Raw genomic sequence first — 22,660 nt, 5'->3', positions numbered from 1 at the left:
GTGCTCAGCCCTGCGGCTCGAGGTCCTCCTCCTCGAACACCAGCAGCGTGCGCGTGCTGAGCACCTCGGGGATCGCCTGGAGCCGGGTGAGCACCACCTCGCGCAGCGCCCGGTTGTCCGGGGTGTGCACCAGCAGCAGGACGTCGAAGTCGCCGCCCACCAAGGCGATGTGGGACGCGCCGGGCAGCTGCCGCAGCTGCTCGCGCACCGTCCGCCAGGAGTTCTGCACGATCTTCAGCGTGATGTACGCGGACGTGCCCTGCCCGGCCCGCTCGTGATCGACGCGGGCGCCGAACCCGCGGATGACGCCGTCCTCGACGAGACGGTTGATGCGCGCGTAGGCGTTGGCGCGCGAGACGTGGACCCGCTCGGCGACCGACCGTATCGAGGCGCGGCCGTCGGTCTGGAGCATCTTCAGGATGTCGTGGTCGATGGCGTCCAGCGGCCGCGCGAGAGGCACGGGAGCGCCGCCGGCCGCGCTCGCCGGGGCCGGCGGGGTCGCCGCGGAGCCCGCGGGATCGGCCATTTGTTCAGATGCCATGTCCCCCCACCTTCCTGCCGTGGACGTACTGCGTTCATCCCAAGCTGTGGAGAACCGTTTGTCCACAGCCTGAGGCCACCCGTAGCCAAAATGTGCCGACGACCGAACAATCGGTAGGTGAGGCGCATCACAGAGGCTGCGCCTACAGCCGCCCCCACGAGGAGGTGCCGTCATGACGGTCATGGAGCAGCGAGGCGCGTACAAGCCCTCGCCGCCGCCGGCCTGGCAGCCCCGCACGGACCCCGCGCCGCTGCTGCCCGACACCGAGCCCTACCGGGTCCTCGGCACCGAGGCCGCCGCCAAGGCCGACCCCGCGCTGCTGCGCCGCCTGTACGCGCACCTGGTGCGCGGCCGCCGCTACAACGCCCAGGCCACCGCCCTCACCAAGCAGGGCAGGCTCGCCGTCTACCCCTCCAGCACCGGCCAGGAGGCCTGCGAGGTCGCCGCCGCACTCGTGCTGCAGGAGCAGGACTGGCTCTTCCCCAGCTACCGCGACACGCTCGCCGCCGTCGCCCGCGGCGTCGACCCCGTCGAGGCTCTCACCCTGCTGCGCGGCGACTGGCACACCGGCTACGACCCCTACGAGCACCGCGTCGCCCCGCTGTGCACCCCGCTGGCCACCCAGCTCCCGCACGCCGTCGGTCTCGCGCACGCCGCCCGCCTCAAGGGCGACGACGTGGTCGCCCTTGCCCTGGTCGGCGACGGCGGCACCAGCGAGGGCGACTTCCACGAAGCGCTGAACTTCGCCGCCGTCTGGCAGGCCCCGGTCGTCTTCCTGGTGCAGAACAACGGCTTCGCCATCTCCGTCCCGCTCGCCAAGCAGACCGCCGCGCCCTCCCTGGCCCACAAGGCCGTCGGCTACGGCATGCCCGGCCGCCTCGTCGACGGCAACGACGCCGCCGCCCTGCACGAGGTCCTCACCGACGCCGTGCGGCACGCGCGTGCCGGCGGCGGCCCCACCCTCGTCGAGGCGATCACCTACCGCGTGGACGCGCACACCAACGCCGACGACGCCACCCGCTACCGCGGCGACGGCGAGGTCGACGCCTGGCGCGCGCACGACCCGATCCAGCTGCTGGAGCACGAGCTGACCGAGCGCGGACTCCTCGACGAGGCCGGCATCGAGGCCGCCCGCCAGGACGCCGAGGCCATGGCCGCCGACCTCCGCGAGCGCATGAACCGCGACCCGCAGCTCGACCCCGCCGACCTCTTCGACCACGTCTTCGCCGAGCCCACACCCCAACTGCGCGAGCAGCGTGCACTGCTGGAGGCCGAGCTGGCGGCCGAGCACGAGGCCGGCCAGGAAGGGACGCACCGATGACGACCGTCGCCGTCAAGCCCGCCACCATGGCGCAGGCCCTCACGCGCGCGTTGCGCGATGCGCTGGCGGCCGACCCCGCCGTGCACGTCATGGGCGAGGACGTCGGCACCCTCGGCGGCGTCTTCCGCGTCACCGACGGCCTGGCCAAGGAGTTCGGCGAGGACCGCGTCACCGACACCCCGCTCGCGGAGGCCGGCATCCTCGGCACCGCCGTCGGCATGGCCATGTACGGCCTGCGCCCGGTCGTCGAGATGCAGTTCGACGCCTTCGCCTACCCCGCGTTCGAGCAGCTCATCAGCCACGTCGCCCGCATGCGCAACCGCACCCGCGGCAAGATGCCCCTGCCGATCACCATCCGCGTCCCCTACGGCGGCGGCATCGGCGGCGTCGAGCACCACAGCGACTCCTCCGAGGCGTACTACATGGCGACTCCGGGGCTCCATGTCGTCACGCCCGCGACCGTCGCCGACGCCTACGGGCTGCTGCGCGCGGCCATCGCCTCCGACGACCCCGTGGTCTTCCTCGAACCCAAGCGGCTGTACTGGTCGAAGGACTCCTGGAACGCCGAGGAGCCCACACCCGTGGAGCCGATAGGGCGCGCGGTGGTGCGCCGCCCCGGCAGCAGCGCCACGCTGATCACCTACGGCCCGTCGGTGCCCGTCTGCCTGGAGGCCGCCGAGTCCGCCGCCGCCGAGGGCTGGGACCTCGAGGTCGTCGACCTGCGCTCTCTGGTGCCGTTCGACGACGAGACCGTGTGCGCGTCCGTACGGCGCACCGGGCGCGCGGTCGTCGTCCACGAGTCGGGCGGCTTCGGCGGCCCGGGCGGGGAGATCGCGGCCCGCATCACCGAGCGCTGCTTCCACCACCTGGAGGCGCCGGTGCTGCGCGTGGCCGGTTTCGACATCCCCTACCCGCCGCCCATGCTGGAGCGGCACCATCTTCCCGGCGTCGACCGGATCCTGGACGCCGTGGCGCGTCTGCAGTGGGAGGCCGAGGGCTGATGGCACAGGTGCTGGAGTTCAAGCTTCCCGACCTCGGGGAGGGGCTCACCGAGGCGGAGATCGTGCGCTGGCTGGTCGAGGTCGGTGACGTCGTCGCCGTCGACCAGCCCGTCGTCGAGGTGGAGACCGCCAAGGCGATGGTCGAGGTGCCCTGCCCCTACGGCGGTGTGGTCACCGCCCGCTTCGGCGAGGAGGGGCAGGAACTGCCCGTCGGGGCGCCCTTGCTGACGGTGGCCGTCGGCGCGCCCGCCTCCGGCGGTGAGAGCGGAGACGTGCACACGGGGGCCGCCCGGTCCACCACCGCCGAGGGTGCGCGGGCGGGCGCCGGCACCGCCGAAGGGTCGGGCAACGTCCTCGTCGGCTACGGCACCGGCGCGCCCCCCGCCCGTCGCCGCCGGGTACGGCCGACCGGGCTCACCGGGCCGGGCACGCCGGGCGGCGCGTCCGCGCCGGGGCGTGGCACTGCGGGGCCCGACCGGTCGTCCGGGACGGCCCGGCCCGAGCCGGGCCTGGCGGGCTTCCGGGAGCCGGGGATCGTCCAGCCCGACACCCCTCACAACGAGGGCGCCGCCGATCGGCCGCACCCCGAGGGCCCCGTGCCCGTCATCTCCCCGCTGGTGCGACGGCTCGCCCGCGACAACGGCCTGGACCTGCGGGAACTGCACGGCTCCGGACCCGACGGGCTGATCCTGCGCGCGGACGTCGAGTACGCGCTGCGCGCCGCTGTGGCGCAGCCGAGCCGACCGGCCGCCGAGCCGTCCCCACGGGGGACGAGCGTGTCCGCCGGCGCTCCGGCAGGGGCCGCCCCCGCTTCCCGGGCCTCGTCCGCGCCCGTCGGTGGCATCCGCACGCCTCTCAAGGGTGTCCGCGGAGCCGTCGCCGACAAGCTGTCCCGCAGCCGCCGGGAGATCCCCGACGCGACCTGCTGGGTCGACGCCGACGCGACCGAGCTGATGCGTGCCCGCGCCGCGATGAACGCCGCCGGCGGCCCGAAGATCTCCCTGATCGCCCTGCTGGCCCGCATCTGCACCGCCGCCCTCGCCCGGTTCCCCGAACTGAACTCCACCGTCGACACCGAGGCCAGGGAGGTCGTCCAGCTCGACCAGGTGCACCTCGGGTTCGCCGCGCAGACCGAGCGAGGGCTGGTCGTGCCCGTCGTCCGGGACGCGCACGCCCGTGACGCCGAGTCGCTCACCGCGGAGTTCGCCCGGCTGACCGAGTCGGCCCGGACCGGGACGCTCACGCCCGCCGAGCTGACCGGCGGCACCTTCACGCTGAACAACTACGGCGTGTTCGGTGTCGACGGCTCCACACCGATCATCAACCACCCCGAGGCGGCCATGCTCGGCGTCGGCCGCATCGTGCCCAAACCGTGGGTCCACGACGGTGAACTTGCGGTCCGCCAGGTCGTGCAGCTCTCGCTCACCTTCGACCACCGGGTGTGCGACGGCGGCACAGCGGGCGGCTTCCTGCGGTACGTCGCCGACTGCGTGGAACAGCCGGCGGTGCTGCTGCGCACCCTGTGAGGACGGTGCGGTCGGCGTGCCGTGGTGCCCTGTGAGGGCGGTGCGGTCGGCGTGCCGTGGTGCTCTGTGAGGGCGGTGCGGTCGGCGTGCCGTGGTGCGCGGCCGGGGCGCCGTGGGCCCGGCACCACGGCTGCACCTCCGGCGTTCGCCGTGTCCACGGTGGCGCTCCCGCGTTCCCTGTGATCGCCGTGGCGCGCATACTCGGGGGGTGACCGCCTACGAGTCCCCCGGCCCCGGCGACGGCTCTGCCCCGGACAGCTACGACGCCGTCGTGCTGGCCGGTGGTGCCGCCCGGCGGCTCGGCGGCGCCGACAAACCCGGCGTGCGCGTGGGCGGGCGGCCACTGCTCGACCGCGTCCTCGCGGCCTGCGCCGGCGCCCGCACCACCGTCGTGGTCGCCGACCCCCGGCCCACCGCCCGCCCGGTCGCCTGGGCCCGTGAGGAACCGCCCGGCGGCGGCCCGCTCGCCGCCCTCGGCGCCGGACTGCGGCACACCACGGCCGACCGGGTCCTGCTCCTCTCCGCCGACCTGCCCTTCCTCGACCGGCACAGCGTCGCCCGGCTGCTCGCCGCCCTCCGGGAGACCCACACCGACGGCGTGCTGCTCAGCGACCCCGACGGCCGGGACCAGCCGCTCGTCGCCGCCTACCGCGCCGGCAGCCTGCGCCGCGCGCTCACCCGTCTCGGCGCCGACCACGGCGGCCTCGGCGGCCTGCCCCTGCGGCGGCTCACGGCCCTCCTCGACCTCACTCGCATCACCGACCCGGTCGCGTCCTTCGACTGCGACACCTGGGACGACATCGCCACCGCCAGAGCACGCATCAGGGAGCATGGGCACGTGTTGGATGAATGGATCTCCACGGTCAAGGACGAGCTGGGCATCGACCTCGACGTCGACACCGGCGTCCTGCTCGACCTCGCCCGCGACGCGGCCCACGGCGTGGCCCGGCCCGCGGCCCCGCTGACCACCTTCCTCGTCGGCTACGCGGCCGCCCGCGCCGGAGGCGGCCCGGAGGCCGTCGCCGATGCCGCTCACAAGGCCGCGGCCCTCGCCCAGCGCTGGGCCGGAGAGGGAGACGACAAGCCCGACGTGGCCCCCGACGCCACGCCCGACACCCGCCCGGACGCCGGATGACGGGCGGGGGTGTCCGGGACGAGCGGGACGCCGACGACCTCGACGTCGACGAGGCGCTCGCCCTGGTGAAGGACCAGCCCCCGCCCGACCGGCCCCGCCCGGCCCGGGCCGGCCACGGCTCCGGCGGCGGCGACCACGTTCCCGCACCCGCCTCCCGGCCCGATCCACCCGAGCGGCACGGCCACGGCGACCCGCACGCCCGTCACAAGGCCACTTCCTGGCCCGATGCCCGGGCGATCGCCGCCCGCGCCGGACGGCGGCGCGACTCGCGCGCCGTGACCGTCTCCGTACCGCTGGCGGACGCCCTCGGTCTCAGCCTGGCCACACCGCTCACCGCCCTCACCGACCTCCCGTCCTTCGACACCTCGGCGATGGACGGCTGGGCGGTCGCCGGGCCGGGGCCCTGGGACGTCCGCGAGACCGGCGTGCTCGCGGGGCACGGCGAACCCGCACCGCTCGTGGACGGCGAGGCCGTCCGCATCGCCACCGGCGCACGCGTCCCCGCGGACACCACGGCCGTGCTCCGCAGCGAACACGGCCGTATCGACGACAAGGGCCGGCTGCACGCCACCCGGGAGATGGGCACCGGCCAGGACATCCGCCCCCGCGGCCAGGAGTGCCGCAGCGGCGATCAGTTGCTGCCCGCCGGTGCGCTCGTCACCCCGGCGGTCCTCGGGCTGGCCGCCGCCGCCGGATACGACACCCTCACCGCCGTACGCCGGCCGCGTGTCGACCTGCTCGTCCTCGGGGACGAACTGCTCACCCAAGGGCTGCCGCACGACGGGCTGATCCGCGACGCCCTCGGCCCGCTGCTGCCGCCGTGGCTGCGCGCGCTCGGCGCCGACGTCACCACCGTCCGACGCCTCGGGGACGATGCCGAGGCCCTCCACACCGCCGTCACCACGTCGGACGCCGACCTGATCGTCACCACCGGCGGTACCGCCGCGGGCCCCGTCGACCACGTCCACCCAACGCTGCGCCGCATCGGCGCCGAGCTGCTGGTCGACGGCGTCAAGGTGCGTCCCGGGCACCCGATGCTGCTCGCTCGTCTCCAGGACGGCAGGCACCTCGTCGGGCTCCCCGGAAACCCGCTCGCCGCGGTGTCCGGCCTGCTCACGCTCGCCCAGCCGCTGGTGCGCGCCCTCGCGGCCCATCCGGTGCCCGAGGGGTACACGCTGCCGCTGCGGGACGCGGTGCACGGCCACCCGTACGACACGCGACTCGTCCCCGTCGTGCTGCGCGGGGATCAGGCCGTGCCGCTGCACTACAACGGCCCGGCCATGCTGCGCGGTATCGCGGCGGCGGACGCCCTCGCCGTCGTTCCGCCGGGAGGCGCTCAGCAGGGCCAGGAGACCGAGATGCTGGACCTGCCGTGGGCGACCGCGGGCATCGGCGTCTGTTTCACGTGAAACAGTGCTGTGCGGGCTGTTTCACGTGAAACGACGGGTTGCCAGTGACACGGCGGACTGCCGCACGGAGTCTCAGCCCTCCCCCGGCACCGGCACCGCCCGGCTGACCGTGATCACCCGGTCGCCGGCGCGCAGTTCGGTCAGCCGGGGGTCGGTGTAGTCCAGCATCTGTTTCCCGCGGACAACCGCCACCACCAGGTCGGCGCAGGCGCGCGGCGTCTTTCCGACCTCCTCCGCGGTCACCGCCCGCTCGGCGAGGTCCAGTCCGCTGCCCAGGGTCATCAGGTCCTCCAGCGTCCGGGCCACGGACGGGCTCACCATGGACACCCCGAGCAAGCGCCCGGCCGAACTGGACGTGGTGATCACCGTGTCGGCCCCCGACTGCTTGAGCAGCGGCGCGTTCTCGTCCTCCCGTACCGCGGCAACGATGGTGGCGCGCCGGTTGAGCTGGCGGGCGGTGAGCGTCACAAGGGTGGCAGTGTCGTCGCGTTGCGGGGCGACGATGACCCGGCCGGCCCGCTGCACCTCCGCCTTGAGCAGCGTCTCGGACCGGGTGGCGTCGCCGGTGACGGAGACCAGCCCGTCGTCGGAGGCCGCGTTCGCCACCTTGCGCTGGGCGTCCACGACGACGATCCGGTCCCTGGGAATGCCCTGCCCGACGAGCGTCTGCACGGCGTGGCGGCCCTTGGTGCCGTATCCGATGACCACCACGTGGTCCCGGGTGCGGGCACGCCAGCGGTGGATGCGGACCTGCTGACGGGTGCGCTCGGTGAGGACCTCGAGGGTGGTGCCGACCAGGATGATCAGGAACAGCACACGCAGGGGCGTGATGACGAGGATGTTCACGAGCCGGGCGGTGTCGCCGACCGGGGTGATGTCGCCGTAGCCGGTCGTGGAGAGAGTGACGGTGGCGTAGTAGGCCGCGTCCAGCAGGTCCACGGAGTTGTCCGCGCTGTCGCGGTAGCCGTCGTGATCGACGTAGACGATCAGCGTGGTGACGACGAGGACCAGCAGGCCCATGGCGAGGCGGCGCAGGACCTGCTGCAGCGGGGGCGTGGCCGTCTGGGTCGGCATGGCGATGGTCCGGCCGGCCTCGGCATCGTCGCGGGCCTCGGTACGGGAGCGGTACCAGACGGACCGCAGCAGCGACGACGTCCGCGCCCCCCGCGTCGGTCGGTGCTCGGCCTTCATCGTGTGCCCCCTGACATGCGTGTGCCCCCTGCCTCGTTGATCCGTTCGGACGGCACCATGGTTGCGGACGGGACCATGCCCGTCAGGATCCAACACGAACCGGGAGGGCCCATCGTGCGCGACCACACCGTTGTCGTCGGGTTCGGCACCAAGGGACGGTCCGCGATCCGGACCGTGTGCGCGACAGGGCTGAAGAAGGAGCGGGTCGTCGTGATCGACCCGTCGGCGAAGGTGGTCGACGCCGCGACTGCCGAGGGCTACACGGGCGTGGTCGGTGACGGCACCCGCAGTGACGTGCTGCGCCGGGCGGAGGTGCAGCGGGCGGGGCGGATCATCATCGCGACCCAGCGCGACGACACGGCCGTCCTGGTGGCGCTGACGGCCCGCCAGCTCAATCCGGAGGCGACGATCGTGGCCGCGGTGCGCGAGGAGGAGAACGCGCCGCTGCTGAAGCAGTCGGGCGCCGACGAGGTCGTCACCAGCGCGGGTGCGGCGGGCCGGCTGCTGGGCCTGTCCGTCCTCAGCCCCGCGGCGGGGCTGGTCATGGAGGACCTCATCCAGCAGGGCAGCGGGCTCGACCTGGTGGAGCGGCCGGTCACCAGGGCGGAGGCGGGCCACAGCCCGCGCGAGACGGCCGACCTGGTGGTGAGCGTCGTCCGCGGGCACCGGGTGCTCGATTACGACGATCCGGCAGTCGGGGTACTGCAGTTGACGGACCGGGTCATCACGATCGTGCGCGTCCCGGAGCCGCGGGAGGGCCCCGGCCCGGCTTGGGCCTGATCTCGCCCGCAGGGGCCAAGGGCGAGCAGCAACGGCGCCGTCCGCAGGCGGAACCGCCCAGGGGCAGCCTCGCCCGCGTGCTGGAGAGCGCAGGAGTAGCGTCGCCCTCATGCATGCGATCACGATTCCCGAACCTGGTGGTCCCGAGGCACTGGTGTGGGACGAGGTCCCCGACCCGGTGCCCGGCGAGGGCGAGGTCCTGGTCGAGGTGGTGGCCAGCGCCGTCAACCGGGCCGACATCCTGCAGCGGCAGGGCTTCTACGAACCGCCGCCGGGCGCGTCGCCGTACCCCGGCCTGGAGTGCTCCGGACGCATCGTCGCCCTCGGTCCCGGAGTGTCCGGCTGGAGCGTCGGCGAGGAGGTCTGTGCGCTGCTGTCGGGCGGTGGCTACGCCGAGAAGGTCGCCGTACCGGCCGGGCAGTTGCTGCCGGTGCCGCAGGGCCTGGACCTCCGGCAGGCGGCCGCGCTGCCCGAGGTCGTCTGCACGGTCTGGTCGAACGTCTTCATGGTCGCCCATCTGCGCCCCGGAGAGACGCTGCTGGTGCACGGCGGCTCCAGCGGCATCGGCACGATGGCGATCCAGCTCGCCAAGGCGCTCGGCGCGAAGGTCGCGGTGACGGCGGGTACCAAGGAGAAGCTGGAGTACTGCGCCGAGCTGGGCGCGGACATCCTCGTCAACTACCGCGAGCAGGACTTCGTGGAGGAGGTCCGGGAGGCCACCGACGGGGCCGGCGCGGACGTCATCCTCGACAACATGGGCGCCAAGTACCTCGACCGCAACGTCCGTGCGCTCGCCGTCAACGGCCGCCTCGCGATCATCGGGATGCAGGGGGGCGTCAGGGGCGAGCTGAACATCGGCGCCCTGCTGAGCAAGCGCGGCGCGATCAGCGCGACCTCGCTGCGGGCCCGCCCGCTGGGCGAGAAGGCAGCCATCGTCGCGGCCGTACGCGAGCATGTGTGGCCGTTGCTGGCCGAAGGGCATGTGCGACCCGTCGTCGACCGCGAGCTGCCGATGAGCGACGCGGCGGCCGCCCACCGGGTCGTGGAGGACAGCGGGCACATCGGCAAGGTGCTGCTGATCGCCCCCTGAGAAGGACCTAGGTCTGGCTCCCGTCGCCGGGTTGGTCCGCGGGCTCGGCGTCGGGGCCCTGGGCACGGACGCGCTGGACGTGTTCCAGGGAGTCCCGCAGGTCGGTCAGCCAGTCGTCGGTGTGCCGCCGAACCAGCCGTACGCACCAGGCGAGCGCGTCGCTGCGGCTGCGGGCGACGCCGGCTGCGACCAGGGTGTCGAGCACCTGCCGCTCAGGCTGCCGCAGCCGGGTCATCACCGGCGCGGCGACCTGGGTGAACATCACCCGCTCACCGCCGCACTCGACGCCCCACGACACCTTCTTGCGGAACCGGTGCTCGGCTTCCCGCGCCACGCCGATCCGCTCCTCGCGGGTCCGCTCCCGGAACTCCTGCACCCGGCTCTGCACCGCCGCCTCACGCTCCACGGCCGAAGCGCCGTCGGGCAGCCGGGGCTGCGGTATCTCACCGATGACGGTGATCTCCTCGCGATCGACCGTCACCTCCACCAGCCCGACGAAGAGATCGTCCGGCAACCGGCCGGCGAACCAGCCGCGCAACCGCTCCTGCTGATCCGGTGTAATCATGTAATTCACATTACTCACGTACGGCGGCACGACAAGGGGCGGAACCGCAGGATCTGACGGCTTCCGGGCCCAGCGGCGGAGGCTTCAGAGGCCCCCTCCGCCAAGCCGCGGACCGAGGGATCCAGCGGCCCCTGGTCCAGTGGCGGAATCGAAGGATCTAGCGGCCCCCGATCCAGGGGCGGAGCAGGCCGGGTTCGCGGCGCAGCCGCAGGGCGAGCAGCCCAAGGGCCAGCCCCAGGCCGATGAGGACAAGACCGCTGCCGAGCGGCAGGATCCGCAGTACCGGATCGACGGGGCCCTCCGCCCGTACCGCCGACTGCCGCGCGGGCACCAGGGCGGACGCCGACGGGATCAGCCCGGCCTCCTGTGACGTCTCCTGCGGCACGGCCATGTCGTCGTCGACGCCCTGCCCACCGTCCTCGTTCTCCCCCGTCCCCGCGCCCTGTGCGCTCTCCCGCAGCGGGTCGTGGGCGCGCCCCGGCCGCTCCCGCCCTTCCCCGGCCCGGCTTCCGGCCCGGCGGGTCTCGTCGGCGGAGGCGGAGGCGGAAGCAGACGGGTCCGTGGACGCGGAGGGGCCGGGCCGCGCGGAGAAGGGGGCAGAGGAGGAATGCGTGGGCCGCTCGGCGGGTGCGGAGAAGTCCGGTCGCGTGGGGGAGTGGGAGTGATGGGAGGGGTGCGAGGAGGAGTGCGAGGAGGCGGGGCCGTGGGCGTCGTCGTCCGAGGAGCCGGACGACGAGGTGGCGGCGGAGCCGTCCGCGCCGTCGGCCTCGCCGGAGTCCCCGGAGTCCCCGGAGTCCCCGGCGTCGCCGGAGGCCCGGGAGGGATCCGTCTCGCGCGCAGGCTCACGCGCGGAGGAGCCGACGAACGGCAGCGGGCCCGCGAAGGAGGGCCTGAGCACCGAGAGCGTGCCGGCGGACTCCGGCACGGCCGCAGAGGCGGGTGTGGCCGCCCCGCCCGCCAGTGCGCTCGCCGCGACCCCCGCGAGAACCCCGCACACCCTTGTCGCGCGTGTCGCGCGCCGCCATGGAGTCACGTCGGTGACCCCCTCCCGGGAACAGGCCGCCAAGATCGATGGAACAAGCCTGGCACGAGCGGACAGACCCGGCATTCCGGATTGCCCCGTCGGGCGGAAAGGGTGGATCTACCTCCGTAGGGGGCACCACCGTGGTGAGGTACAGGGGTGCGAGAGAATGACGGTATGGAGATGCCGAGGAACGATAGGTCGCCGGAGAACGCCCAGAAGATCCTGGTCGTGGGCCAGGACGGCATGGCGCTCGGCGGTGTCGACTCAGACGACGAGCCCCGCGAGACTCCGGTGACGGAGCAGGTCGAGCAGCCCGCGAAGGTCATGCGCATCGGGAGCATGATCAAGCAGCTGCTCGAAGAGGTGCGCGTGGCTCCTCTGGACGAGGCGAGCCGGGCCCGGCTGAAAGAGATCCACGCCAGTTCGGTGAAGGAGCTGGAGGACGGTCTGGCCCCGGAGCTGGTGGAGGAACTGGAGCGGCTCTCCCTGCCGTTCACCGACGACGTGACCCCCTCCGACGCGGAACTGCGCATCGCGCAGGCCCAGTTGGTCGGCTGGCTGGAGGGGCTCTTCCACGGGATCCAGACGACCCTGTTCGCCCAGCAGATGGCGGCGCGGGCCCAGCTGGAGCAGATGCGCCGCGCCCTCCCGCCGGGCGCGATGCACGACGGCCAGGACGACCTGCGTGCGGCCGGCCGCACGGGCGGCCCGTACCTGTAAGCGCGCCCGACGCGGTTCGACGGCCACCATCCGCCGATGTGACGAAGGGGGCCCGGCGTTCACCGCCGGGCCCCCTTCGTATGTGCGTTCAGCGCCGTTACTACGCCGGGTTGCCCGTGGAGACGTTCAGCTGCACCTCGACGTCCTTCGGGTCGACGTCCGTGCCCGGCGCGGGGAACTGCAGCATGACAGTGCCGTCGCCGTAGGTGTTCTCGTCGACCTTCTTGATGTCGAGCTTCCAGCCGGCGGCCTGCGCGCAGGCCCGCACCGAGTCGATGTTCTTGTACCGGAAGTCGGGGAGCTGGATCTTGGTCTCGTCGTTCCACGACTTCTGCGGCTCCGTGCACTCGTCCTTCTTGACCGTGCGCGTGAGGTCCGGGCCCAGGTAGCCGGCCGCCTTGGATGCGGATGCGGACGCCGTGGGGGTGGTCCCGCCGTCCTTGCCCTGGTTGTCGTCGTTGCCCTTGTTGGCCAGCAGGGCGATGAGGAGGCCGCCGACGGCGAGCAGGGCGACGACGACCGAGCCGATGATCACCGGCTTGTTGCTCCTGCCGCCTCCGCTCGACGGGGTCGTGGTCTGCGGCGTGATGTTGTACGGCGGCGGCGTCGACGCGGCCGGCGGCTGCGCCGCGTACGGCGTCGGGTAGCCGCCCTGCTGCGGGTAGCCGTACGCCGGGGCAGGCGTGGCCGGCGACGGGGTGCCGTACGGGTTCGGGACCGGCGTGGGGTTCGGTGCCGGGGTCGGCTGGTACGGCGTCTGGACGCTGCCGTGCGGGGCCGGCGCGCTCTGGTCGAGCGGCGGGAACACTGCGGAACCCACGCCCGAGCCGCTCTGCGTCTGGGTGCCGGGGACGATGCTCGGCGGGGCCGCCTGGCAGGACGCCGCCACCCGCAGGCACTCGTCGCGCATGGCCTCGGCCGTCGGGAACCGCTCGTTCGGGTTCTTCTTCAGCGCCCGGGTGATCAGCGCGTCCACGGCCGGCGGCAGGGCGCGGTTGATCGAGGAGGCCAGCGGCGGTTCCTCCTGCACGTGCGCGTACGCGATCGCGAGCGGCGAATCCGCGTCGAACGGCAGCCGCCCGGTGACCAGCTGGAACAGCATGATGCCGACCGAGTACAGGTCGCTGCGCGCGTCCACGCCGCGGCCCAGGGCCTGCTCGGGCGAGAGGTACTGCGGGGTGCCGACGACCATGCCGGTCTGCGTCATCGAGGTGACACCGGACTGCATCGCGCGCGCGATGCCGAAGTCCATCACCTTGACGACGCCGCGCTTGGTCATCATCACGTTGCCGGGCTTGATGTCGCGGTGGACCAGCCCCATTTCGTGGCTGATCTCCAGCGCCGCGAGCACATCCGCGGTGATCTTCAGCGCCTTGTCGGCGGGCATCGCGCCGAGCTGCCGGATGTCGTCGGCGAGCACCGAGCCGAGCGGGCGTCCCTCGACGTACTCCATGACGATGTACGGCATCGTCGCGCCGCCCAGATCGTCCTCGCCGGTGTCGAAGACCGAGACGATGTTGGTGTGCGTGAGCTTCGCCACGGCCTGGGCCTCACGGCGGAAGCGCTCACGGAAGGCCTGTTCGCGGCCCAGCTCGGTGTGCAGTGTCTTGATCGCGACCTGCCGGTCGAGCACGGCGTCGTAGGCAAGGTGCACCGAGGCCATGCCGCCCTCGCCGAGCAGATCGCGCAGCTGGTACCGGCCGTTCGCGAGCGCCTGCCCCGTATAGCGACCCTGCGCGCCGTCCTGGCTCATCTCGCGTCCCCCACAGCCCTTTCGGCGCCGACGATCTTGGATGTTCGTTGATCCACTGTGCTATTCCCGGCCAAGTCTGCCCGAGGGCACTGACACGTCAAGCTCGGTGCCCGTTCCGTGACCGTACGCGAAAGAAGCGTCGCGGAAGCGTTACAGGCGCCGTACGGCCGGTACACAGAATTTGCACGAGCGGAGGGATGCGGGGTTTGATGGCCGGTCCGTCTCGTACCGGTCAGCACGCCCATCCGGGACCGGCGCCTTGCGCCGAGGCTGTAGCGTGGCCGACGGAGACCGTAACAACACCGCGCGCACCGCGGGCAGAAACGACGGCGAGGACTGATGGCACAGCAGCAGCGCGCTCAGGGCCCGTCCGACCCCGAGGCGACTGGCGGCGGTATGTCGGACGCGCCGGAGAACTGGGGCAACGGCGGGCTTGTCGGCGACGGCCGGTACCGGCTGACGCACCGGCTCGGCCGGGGTGGCATGGCCGAGGTGTTCGCGGCCGAGGACGTACGCCTCGGGCGCACCGTCGCGGTCAAGCTGCTGCGCGCCGACCTGGCCGAGGACCCGGTGTCCAAGGCCCGCTTCACGCGTGAGGCCCAGTCGGTGGCCGGCCTCAACCACCACGCCATCGTGGCCGTGTACGACTCCGGCGAGGACGTCGTCGGCGGCCAGAGCGTGCCGTACATCGTCATGGAGCTGGTCGAGGGACGTACGATCCGCGACCTGCTGCTCAACGCCGAGGCGCCGGGCCCCGAGCAGGCGCTCATCATCGTCTCCGGGGTGCTGGAGGCGCTGGCCTACTCGCACCAGCACGGCATCGTGCACCGCGACATCAAGCCGGCCAACGTCATCATCACTGACAACGGTGCCGTGAAGGTGATGGACTTCGGCATCGCCCGCGCCCTGCACGGCGCGTCGACGACGATGACGCAGACCGGCATGGTGATGGGCACCCCGCAGTACCTGTCGCCGGAGCAGGCGCTCGGCAAGGCCGTCGACCACCGCTCCGACCTGTACGCGGTGGGCTGCCTGCTGTACGAACTGCTCTCGCTGCGGCCGCCGTTCACCGGCGAGACCCCGCTGTCGGTGGTCTACCAGCACGTGCAGGACATCCCCACGCCGCCGTCCGAGGCGTCCGACGGCTGCCCGCCGGAGCTGGACGGCCTGGTGATGCGGTCGCTGGCCAAGGAGCCCGACGACCGCTTCCAGACGGCCGAGGAGATGCGCGGCCTGGTCCAGTACGCGCTGCAGATGCTGTACGACCAGGGCGGCCACACCGGCACCTGGAACACCGGCCCGGTGGCCGTGCACGACGGCCGGCACACCCCGGCGGGCGGTTTCGCGCACACGGCGGTCATGGCGCACCCCGGCGACCACGGCCCCGGTACCGCGCAGATCCCGCAGCCGATCCTGCCCACCGGGTACGGCAACGGCGACGACGGCGGTTTCGAGGGGCACGGCAACAAGGGCAGCGGCCGCGGCAAGCTGTGGGTCCTCGCGGTCCTCGCGGTGATCGCGATCGCGGCGGGTGTGGCGCTGGCCGTCAAGGGCACCGGCACCAACGGCGGCAACCCGGACACCACCCCGTCGCCGAGCGTCTCCCGGTCCCAGACGCAGGAGAGCCCCAGCCCGTCGCCGAGCGACGAGACGACCGACGACGGCTCGGGCGGGACGTCGGACGACAACACCGGGTCGGGTTCCGGCTCGTGGAACCAGCCGTCATACACCCCGTCGTACACGCCGTCGCAGCAGAACAGCAACCCGCCCTCCAACGAGCCGACCGACACCAACACCCAGTCCTCGAACCCGACGGACGGCGGCACGAGCAACGGCGGCACCACGGACGGCGGCACCACCGACGGCGGCACGACGGACGGCGGAAGCACGACGGACGGCGGGACGACGAACAACGGCGGCACCACGGACGGCGGCACGACGAACAACGGCGGGACGACGACCGGCAGCGGTACGACGACCGGCGTGACCGTCGGGGGCAGCGGCACCACCCCCTGACGCCCCGTCGTCTTCCCCACGCGCGCGTGAAGCCCCCTCGGGGCACCACGCGCGCGTGGTGTTTCCAGGGGAGGTGACGCCGCGTGCTGTTCCACGGGGCATCACGCGCGCGGCGTGGGGCGGGACGCGGTCGTGGATCACTGTGTGAACGCGTCGCACACCGCGTCGTAGCGCCGCGTCCACCACACCACCAGCGCGGACGCCGCCGGGAACTGCGGGTCCGCACGCCGGTCGTCGCGCTCGTAGTGCCAGCGCAGCATCCAGAAGTCGTTCAGCCGCTCCCACCACACCCGGTGTACGGCCGCCCCCAGCTCCAAGGGCGTGGCCCCGGTGGCGCGCCGGTACGCGCGTGCGTAGGCACGCACCTTGGGCAGATCGAGGGTTCCCCCCGGCTGGACGAAGAAGATCACGGCGGCGCGTACGGCCTCCTCGGCGCGCGGCTGCACGCCGAGGCGGTCCCAGTCGACGATCGCGGCGGGCGCCTTGTCGCGGTAGAGCAGGTTGAACGGGTGGAAGTCGCCGTGCACCCAGCCCACCGGACCGCCGCGCGGAGGGCGCCGGTCGGCGTGCCGTTGCAGCAGCTCGCGGCGTTCCAGCAGGCGGTGGCGGGCCAGCTCGTCGAAGGAGTCGGCGGGGCGGTGGCGGCGCACGCGCGCGAGGAGCTCGTCGATGAGCGTGAAGGTGGCCGCCGGGTCGGCGCTCTCCACGGGGTGGGGGCTCGCGGAGGGCCGAGTGCGCCCCTTGGGGGGCATCACGCGCTCCAGGCAGGCGTGCACGGCGCCCAGGAGGGCACCCAGGCGGGCGGACTCGGCCCGGGTGAGCTGGCCGCCATGGCGGTGGCGGCCGTCGATCCAGGGGTGCAGGGCGTAGGCGTGCCCGCCGATCACGGCGACGGTCCGGCCGTCGCGGCCGGCCAGCGGCGGGACCACGGGGACCCCGAGGTCGGCCAGGCGCTGGGTGGCGCGGTGCCGGCGCTCGATCGCGGCCGGATCGGCGGTGTCGGGGTCGGAGTGGTGCTTGAGGAAGTAGCGGCCGCGGGTGGTGCACAGGTGGTAGCCGCGGTTCAGCAGGCCCTGGGCGACCGGCTCGCAGGCGAGCGCGGAACCGGCGGCGTAGCGACTCAACAGGGCGCGTAACGGGGGCGCTGGAGGCGCGGGGGGTGGTACACACGGGCGCGACACGCGCCCGATGCTAGGGCAGGAACCGGGGCCGTGAGCTGGGCGTTGTCACAGACAGTCATTTACGGTCGCAGGGTGTGCAGGAAGTGGTCCAGTGGAGTGAGGGAGGCGAGGCTGAAAGGTGTCACCGCATCGAAAAGGGCGTAAGGCCACCGCCGGTCCGGAATAAGTTCCGTATAAACCAGCCGGGCGGGCGAGGTCCGTGCTTCCGCCGGGGGCCTAATGCCGCCATTCATCCGGCTCCACACGCCGGGGCGCCGACACCCGCAGGCTCTTCCCGAGCCAGGGGTGGCCGGGATAACGTGCCCCCTGTTCCGGCCCCCTGCACGGCCGTGACCAGCGGCATCCCCGAAAGCCAGGCGAAGTACTCGGATCTCCTATCAAAAATACTTGGAAATCCGAGTAAAAACGCAGGTCAGGAGGGGTTTCACAGAAATGTGGAGCACTGGGTAACGTGATTGTTGCAGGGCGCTCGCCGGGGCACCTGTCACGCCTGTTCCCGGCCGAGTGGCACCCACCCCGTGCCCGGTGGTCGGATCAGGTGAGCCTCCCCCAAGCTCTCGACGAGCAGGGGGGACCCCCAGGCCAACCGGCAACCCCGGGGGCCGGACCGACGGAGGAGCACACGTGACCGTGGAGAGCACTGCCCCGCGCAAGCCGCGACGCAGCGCCGCAAGCAAGGCCGGGACCGACGGCAGCACGACGGCCGGAACCACCGGCGGCAAGACGGCCGGAACCACCGGTACCAAGCGCGCCACCCGCACCACCCGCGCCGCGAAGAGCGCCGAGCCCGAGCTCGTACAGCTGCTCACGCCCGAGGGCAAGCGGGTCAAGAACGCCGAGTACGACGCCTACGTCGCCGGCATCACCCCCGAGGAGCTGCGCGGCCTCTACCGCGACATGGTGCTCACCCGCCGCTTCGACGCCGAGGCCACCTCCCTGCAGCGCCAGGGCGAGCTGGGTCTTTGGGCCTCGCTGCTCGGCCAGGAGGCCGCCCAGATCGGGTCCGGCCGCGCCACCCGCGAGGACGACTACGTCTTCCCGACCTACCGCGAGCACGGCGTCGCCTGGTGCCGCGGCGTCGACCCGACCAACCTCCTCGGCATGTTCCGCGGCGTGAACAACGGCGGCTGGGACCCCAACGGCAACAACTTCCACCTCTACACGATCGTCATCGGCTCCCAGGCGCTGCACGCCACCGGCTACGCCATGGGCATCGCCAAGGACGGCGCCGACAGCGCGGTCATCGCGTACTTCGGTGACGGCGCCTCCAGCCAGGGCGACGTGAGCGAGGCGTTCAACTTCGCCGCCGTCTACAACGCGCCGGTCGTGTTCTTCTGCCAGAACAACCAGTGGGCGATCTCCGAGTCCAACGAGAAGCAGACCCGCGTCCCCCTCTACCAGCGCGCCCAGGGCTTCGGCTTCCCGGGCGTGCGCGTCGACGGCAACGACGTGCTGGCCTCCCTCGCCGTCACCCGGTGGGCGCTGGAGCGCGCCCGGCGCGGCGAGGGCCCGGCGCTGATCGAGGCGTGGACCTACCGCATGGGCGCCCACACCACCTCCGACGACCCCTCCCGCTACCGCGGTGACGAGGAACGGCTCGCCTGGGAGGCCAAGGACCCGATCCTTCGCCTTCGCCGCTACCTGGAGGCCTCAAACCACGCGGACGAGGGATTCTTCGCGGAACTCGAGGCCGAGAGCGAAGCGTTGGGCAAACGAGTGCGCGAAGCGGTCCGCGCCATGGTGGACCCGGACCACTTCGCCATCTTCGAGAACGTGTACGCGGACGGGCACGCGCTCGTCGACGAGGAACGCGCCCAGTTCGCCGCCTACCAGGCGTCGTTCACGGACGCAGAGGGGGTCTGACATGGCAGCGGAGAAGATGGCCCTGGCCAAGGCGATCACCGAGTCGCTGCGCCGCGCCCTGGAAGCCGACCCCAAGGTCCTCATCATGGGTGAGGACGTCGGCAAGCTCGGCGGCGTCTTCCGGGTGACGGACGGCCTGCAGAAGGACTTCGGCGACGACCGTGTCATCGACACCCCGCTCGCCGAGTCCGGCATCGTCGGCACGGCCATCGGCCTGGCCCTGCGCGGCTACCGCCCGGTCGTGGAGATCCAGTTCGACGGCTTCGTCTTCCCGGCGTACGACCAGATCGTCACCCAGCTGGCGAAGATGCACGCCCGCTCGCTGGGCAAGGTCAAGCTCCCGGTCGTCATCCGCATCCCCTATGGCGGCGGCATCGGCGCCGTGGAGCACCACTCCGAGTCCCCCGAGGCGCTCTTCGCGCACGTGGCGGGCCTGAAGGTGGTCTCCCCGTCCAACGCCTCCGACGCGTACTGGATGATGCAGCAGGCCATCCAGAGCGACGACCCGGTGATCTTCTTCGAGCCGAAGCGGCGCTACTGGGACAAGGGCGAGGTCAACACCGAGGCGATCCCCGGCCCGCTGCACAAGGCGCAGGTGGTCCGCCCGGGCACCGACCTGACCCTCGCCGCGTACGGCCCGATGGTGAAGCTCTGCCAGGAGGTCGCCGCCGCGGCCGCCGAGGAGGGCCGCAACCTCGAGGTCCTGGACCTGCGCTCGGTCTCCCCGCTGGACTTCGACTCCATCCAGGCATCGGTGGAGAAGACCCGCCGCCTGGTCGTCGTCCACGAGGCGCCGGTGTTCTTCGGTTCCGGTGCGGAGATCGCCGCCCGGATCACGGAGCGCTGCTTCTACCACCTGGAGGCGCCGGTGCTGCGCGTGGGCGGTTACCACGCCCCGTACCCGCCGGCCCGCCTGGAGGAGGAGTATCTGCCGGACCTGGACCGGGTGCTCGACGCCGTCGACCGTGCCCTGGCGTACTGAGGAGAGGGTCGTGACGACGATGACTGAAGGGTCCGTACGCGAGTTCAAGATGCCCGACGTGGGCGAGGGACTCACCGAGGCCGAGATCCTCAAGTGGTACGTGCAGCCGGGCGACACGGTCACCGACGGCCAGGTGGTGTGCGAGGTCGAGACCGCCAAGGCGGCCGTCGAACTGCCCATCCCCTACGACGGTGTGGTCCGCGAGCTGCGCTTCCCCGAGGGCACCACGGTCGACGTGGGAACGGCGATCATCACGGTCGACGTGGCGGGCGGCGCACCGGTCGAGCAGGCACCGCAGCCCGAGGCCCCGGGGGCCGAGGCTCCGAAGGCGGAGGAACCGCAGGGCGCGCAGCCCGTCGGCTCGGGCCGCCAGCCGGTCCTGGTCGGCTACGGCGTGGCGACCTCGTCCACGAAGCGCCGCGCGCGCAAGGCCCCGGCCGCCGCGCTGGAGCCCGCCGCGGCGGCGGTCCAGGCGGAGCTGAACGGCCACGGCCGGACGGACGCCGCCGCCGCGGAGATCGTGGACCGGCCGCGCCCGCTGGCCAAGCCGCCGGTGCGCAAGCTCGCCAAAGACCTCGGCGTCGACCTCGCGACGGTCACCCCGAGCGGCCCGGACGGTGTCATCACCCGCGAGGACGTCCACGCGGCGGCGGCCCCGCAGCAGGTCACGGAGCCGGCCACGGAACCGGCGCCCGAGCCGAGGGTGGTCGCCCCGGCGGCCCCGGTGTCTTACGACACCGGCCGCGAGACCCGCATCCCCATCAAGGGTGTCCGCAAGGCGACGGCCGCGGCCATGGTCGGCTCGGCGTTCACGGCGCCGCACGTCACGGAGTTCGTGACGATCGACGTGACCCGCACGATGAAGCTGGTCGAGGAGCTGAAGCAGGACAAGGAGTTCGCCGGCCGCCGTGTGAACCCCCTTCTGCTGATCGCCAAGGCGCTGCTGATCGCCATCCGCCGCAACCCGGACATCAACGCGTCCTGGGACGAGGCGGCCCAGGAGATCGTGGTCAAGCACTACGTCAACCTCGGCATCGCGGCGGCCACCCCGCGCGGCCTGATCGTCCCCAACATCAAGGACGCTCACGCCAAGACGCTGCCGGAGCTGTCCGACGCGCTGTCCGACCTGGTGTCGACGGCCCGCGAGGGCAAGACGTCCCCGGCGGCGATGCAGGGCGGCACGGTGACGATCACCAACGTCGGCGTCTTCGGCGTCGACACCGGCACGCCGATCCTCAACCCCGGCGAGTCGGCGATCCTCGCGGTCGGCGCGATCAAGCTCCAGCCGTGGGTCCACAAGGGCAAGGTCAAGCCACGCCAGGTCACCACCCTGGCCCTCAGCTTCGACCACCGCCTGGTGGACGGCGAGTTGGGCTCCAAGGTCCTGTCCGACGTGGCAGCGATCCTGGAACAGCCGAAGCGGCTGATCAGCTGGGCGTAAGAGCCACCGCCCATGGGTAGGGCGGAAGCGAGGAAGGGCGGTCGCAACTTCGTCTTGCGATCGCCCTTCCTTCTCTCGGCCCCGGTCCGGCCGGCGCTCAGCCCTGGTTGAGCACGTACACCGGCGCCCCGTCCTCCGCGCCGCCGCGGGAGCGGATGCAGGCGTGCTGTCGGAGCAGGCGCAGGCACTCGTTGACGCGGCGGACGGACAGCCCCGTGCGGGCCGCGATCGATTCGAGGGGCTCGCGCAGCTCGCCCTTCTCCACGAGGACCGGGGCGATCACCACGGCCACCGCCCAGACGTCCTCCGTGACGGACAGACGCTGCCGCCAGTCGGCCAGCAGAGAAGCCGTGGTGGCGTGCGGCAGGGGAGCGTCGCTCGGCGGCGTGGGACGGGAGAGCACCAAGAGGTCGAGCCGGTCGGCGATGCGTTCCATGGCCCGCGCCATGGCCTGCTGCGCGGCGAGGGCGGCCTGCTCCGTGGCCAGAGTGGCCTGCTGGGTGGCCAGGATCTCCTTCCGTACGGCCAGCGATTCGCGCTGTGCGGACGCAAGCTGCTCGTCCACCTGAAGGTTGTGTGCCTCCAGCCGGACGATGGCCTCGGCGACCTGCTCGGGCATGGCGTAGGCGATGGGGGCGCCGGGCTCGGTGGGCTGCACCTCCGCCTCTTCGAGGGTGCAGGAGCCCTCCCGCTGGACCCTCTCGATCACCTCGGCTGCCCACTGCTTGAAGGGGGCGCACGCGGGCTTGGTGCAGGCGTTGACAAGGAGGATGAGACCCTGCAGAGAGATGATGTTCAGGTCTCGCCGCCACTCCCTGCCTGCAGGAATGCTGAGACCGTAAGCTCCGGTTACGGTCTCGAGAATCTCTCGGTGCCCATCGGGCACGTGGTCCGCGAGCGCTTGGCGCGAGTTGGTGTGCCCGAGTTCCTTGCACACGTCCACCGCCGGGAACCAGTGGCTCCCGTCCGGCATGGTCAGCCTCCGTACGTGGGCTCCGGTCGCCGCGTAGACGAAGTCGCTGATGTCGATGGCCTCGTGCCGCTCCGTGCGGTCGGGGCGCTTGCTGGGTTCGTTCATGTGAACCACCTCCGCCGCGGAACGTAGGGCGCAGGAAATCGAA

18 protein-coding genes and 1 pseudogene are annotated in these 22,660 nt (G+C 72.5%); 12 read left to right on the top strand and 7 right to left on the bottom strand.

Annotation, left to right across the window (positions count from 1 at the left end):
- Positions 1 to 4: 4 nt before the first annotated feature.
- On the bottom strand, positions 5 to 541 hold the full coding sequence (locus ACZ67Q_RS16620; RefSeq protein WP_471182180.1) for an Lrp/AsnC family transcriptional regulator: 537 nt from the start codon (positions 539 to 541) through the stop codon (positions 5 to 7).
- Between the two features lie 172 nt (positions 542 to 713).
- Here ACZ67Q_RS16620 and pdhA (ACZ67Q_RS16615) point away from each other — a divergent pair, with 172 nt between their 5' ends.
- The 5 genes from pdhA (ACZ67Q_RS16615) to ACZ67Q_RS16595 all read left to right on the top strand — a co-directional run bounded on the left by pdhA (ACZ67Q_RS16615) (position 714) and on the right by ACZ67Q_RS16595 (position 6,933).
- Positions 714 to 1,862 (top strand): pyruvate dehydrogenase (acetyl-transferring) E1 component subunit alpha, encoded by a 1,149-nt coding sequence (gene pdhA, locus ACZ67Q_RS16615; protein WP_471182177.1) that lies wholly within the window; start codon positions 714 to 716, stop codon positions 1,860 to 1,862.
- The gene (locus tag ACZ67Q_RS16610; protein WP_471182175.1) at positions 1,859 to 2,863 is read left to right on the top strand and encodes an alpha-ketoacid dehydrogenase subunit beta; all 1,005 of its coding nucleotides are present in this window, start codon (positions 1,859 to 1,861) and stop codon (positions 2,861 to 2,863) included. The genes pdhA (ACZ67Q_RS16615) and ACZ67Q_RS16610 overlap by 4 nt, the downstream gene beginning before the upstream one ends.
- Complete coding sequence (locus tag ACZ67Q_RS16605) at positions 2,863 to 4,389, top strand: dihydrolipoamide acetyltransferase family protein (protein WP_471182172.1); 1,527 nt, start codon at positions 2,863 to 2,865, stop codon at positions 4,387 to 4,389. The genes ACZ67Q_RS16610 and ACZ67Q_RS16605 overlap by 1 nt, the downstream gene beginning before the upstream one ends.
- A 208-nt stretch (positions 4,390 to 4,597) precedes the next feature.
- A complete protein-coding gene (locus tag ACZ67Q_RS16600; RefSeq protein ID WP_471182169.1) occupies positions 4,598 to 5,524 on the top strand; it encodes an NTP transferase domain-containing protein in 927 nt (308 codons plus the stop codon).
- The gene (locus ACZ67Q_RS16595; protein ID WP_471182166.1) at positions 5,521 to 6,933 is read left to right on the top strand and encodes a molybdopterin molybdotransferase MoeA; all 1,413 of its coding nucleotides are present in this window, start codon (positions 5,521 to 5,523) and stop codon (positions 6,931 to 6,933) included. The genes ACZ67Q_RS16600 and ACZ67Q_RS16595 overlap by 4 nt, the downstream gene beginning before the upstream one ends.
- Positions 6,934 to 7,005: 72 nt before the next feature.
- Here ACZ67Q_RS16595 and ACZ67Q_RS16590 read toward each other — a convergent pair whose 3' ends face one another.
- Complete coding sequence (locus tag ACZ67Q_RS16590) at positions 7,006 to 8,124, bottom strand: potassium channel family protein (protein ID WP_471182164.1); 1,119 nt, start codon at positions 8,122 to 8,124, stop codon at positions 7,006 to 7,008.
- A 114-nt stretch (positions 8,125 to 8,238) separates the two neighbouring features.
- Here ACZ67Q_RS16590 and ACZ67Q_RS16585 point away from each other — a divergent pair.
- Both ACZ67Q_RS16585 and ACZ67Q_RS16580 read left to right on the top strand, forming a co-directional pair.
- A pseudogene (locus ACZ67Q_RS16585) lies at positions 8,239 to 8,904 on the top strand (potassium channel family protein); the annotation flags it as partial.
- A 109-nt stretch (positions 8,905 to 9,013) separates the two neighbouring features.
- Positions 9,014 to 9,994, top strand: coding sequence for an NAD(P)H-quinone oxidoreductase (locus tag ACZ67Q_RS16580; RefSeq protein ID WP_471182161.1), 981 nt, complete (start codon positions 9,014 to 9,016; stop codon positions 9,992 to 9,994).
- 7 nt (positions 9,995 to 10,001) lie between these two features.
- On the opposite strand, the gene ACZ67Q_RS16575 is transcribed toward ACZ67Q_RS16580, so the two are convergent.
- Together ACZ67Q_RS16575 and ACZ67Q_RS16570 are read right to left on the bottom strand one after the other, a co-directional pair.
- Positions 10,002 to 10,559 carry a hypothetical protein gene (locus tag ACZ67Q_RS16575; protein ID WP_471182158.1) on the bottom strand — a complete coding sequence of 186 codons (558 nt, stop codon included), beginning with the start codon at positions 10,557 to 10,559 and terminating at the stop codon, positions 10,002 to 10,004.
- A gap of 157 nt (positions 10,560 to 10,716) precedes the next feature.
- Positions 10,717 to 11,484: a hypothetical protein gene (locus ACZ67Q_RS16570; RefSeq protein WP_471182156.1), complete on the bottom strand. Its 768-nt coding sequence runs from the start codon at positions 11,482 to 11,484 to the stop codon at positions 10,717 to 10,719.
- 273 nt (positions 11,485 to 11,757) lie between these two features.
- Between ACZ67Q_RS16570 and ACZ67Q_RS16565 the strand changes: the two genes are divergently transcribed.
- Positions 11,758 to 12,303 carry a bacterial proteasome activator family protein gene (locus ACZ67Q_RS16565; protein WP_471182153.1) on the top strand — a complete coding sequence of 182 codons (546 nt, stop codon included), beginning with the start codon at positions 11,758 to 11,760 and terminating at the stop codon, positions 12,301 to 12,303.
- A 100-nt stretch (positions 12,304 to 12,403) separates the two neighbouring features.
- Here the strand turns inward: ACZ67Q_RS16565 and ACZ67Q_RS16560 are convergent, their stop codons facing one another.
- Complete coding sequence (locus ACZ67Q_RS16560) at positions 12,404 to 14,056, bottom strand: protein kinase domain-containing protein (RefSeq protein WP_471182150.1); 1,653 nt, start codon at positions 14,054 to 14,056, stop codon at positions 12,404 to 12,406.
- A 339-nt stretch (positions 14,057 to 14,395) separates the two neighbouring features.
- On the opposite strand from ACZ67Q_RS16560, the gene ACZ67Q_RS16555 reads away from it, so the two are divergent.
- Positions 14,396 to 16,072, top strand: coding sequence for a protein kinase domain-containing protein (locus tag ACZ67Q_RS16555; RefSeq protein ID WP_471182147.1), 1,677 nt, complete (start codon positions 14,396 to 14,398; stop codon positions 16,070 to 16,072).
- Positions 16,073 to 16,209: 137 nt separating this feature from the next.
- Here ACZ67Q_RS16555 and ACZ67Q_RS16550 read toward each other — a convergent pair whose 3' ends face one another.
- Positions 16,210 to 17,253 carry a phosphotransferase gene (locus ACZ67Q_RS16550; RefSeq protein ID WP_471182144.1) on the bottom strand — a complete coding sequence of 348 codons (1,044 nt, stop codon included), beginning with the start codon at positions 17,251 to 17,253 and terminating at the stop codon, positions 16,210 to 16,212.
- A 624-nt stretch (positions 17,254 to 17,877) separates the two neighbouring features.
- On the opposite strand from ACZ67Q_RS16550, the gene pdhA (ACZ67Q_RS16545) reads away from it, so the two are divergent.
- The 3 genes from pdhA (ACZ67Q_RS16545) to ACZ67Q_RS16535 are packed head-to-tail and all read left to right on the top strand — an operon-like array spanning position 17,878 to position 21,539.
- Positions 17,878 to 19,116 carry a pyruvate dehydrogenase (acetyl-transferring) E1 component subunit alpha gene (pdhA, locus tag ACZ67Q_RS16545; RefSeq protein ID WP_471182141.1) on the top strand — a complete coding sequence of 413 codons (1,239 nt, stop codon included), beginning with the start codon at positions 17,878 to 17,880 and terminating at the stop codon, positions 19,114 to 19,116.
- 1 nt (position 19,117) lies between these two features.
- Positions 19,118 to 20,098, top strand: a complete 981-nt coding sequence (locus ACZ67Q_RS16540) for an alpha-ketoacid dehydrogenase subunit beta (RefSeq protein WP_471182139.1) — start codon at positions 19,118 to 19,120, stop codon at positions 20,096 to 20,098.
- A gap of 10 nt (positions 20,099 to 20,108) precedes the next feature.
- Positions 20,109 to 21,539 (top strand): dihydrolipoamide acetyltransferase family protein, encoded by a 1,431-nt coding sequence (locus ACZ67Q_RS16535; protein ID WP_471182137.1) that lies wholly within the window; start codon positions 20,109 to 20,111, stop codon positions 21,537 to 21,539.
- Between the two features lie 97 nt (positions 21,540 to 21,636).
- Here ACZ67Q_RS16535 and ACZ67Q_RS16530 read toward each other — a convergent pair whose 3' ends face one another.
- Positions 21,637 to 22,617, bottom strand: coding sequence for a BRO-N domain-containing protein (locus ACZ67Q_RS16530; protein ID WP_471182134.1), 981 nt, complete (start codon positions 22,615 to 22,617; stop codon positions 21,637 to 21,639).
- Positions 22,618 to 22,660 lie beyond the last annotated feature (43 nt).

The organism is Streptomyces sp. NPDC036813, assembly GCF_055609245.1.
Note: the sequence above shows the minus strand (reverse complement) of the source record. Positions and strands in the feature narration are given on the sequence as shown.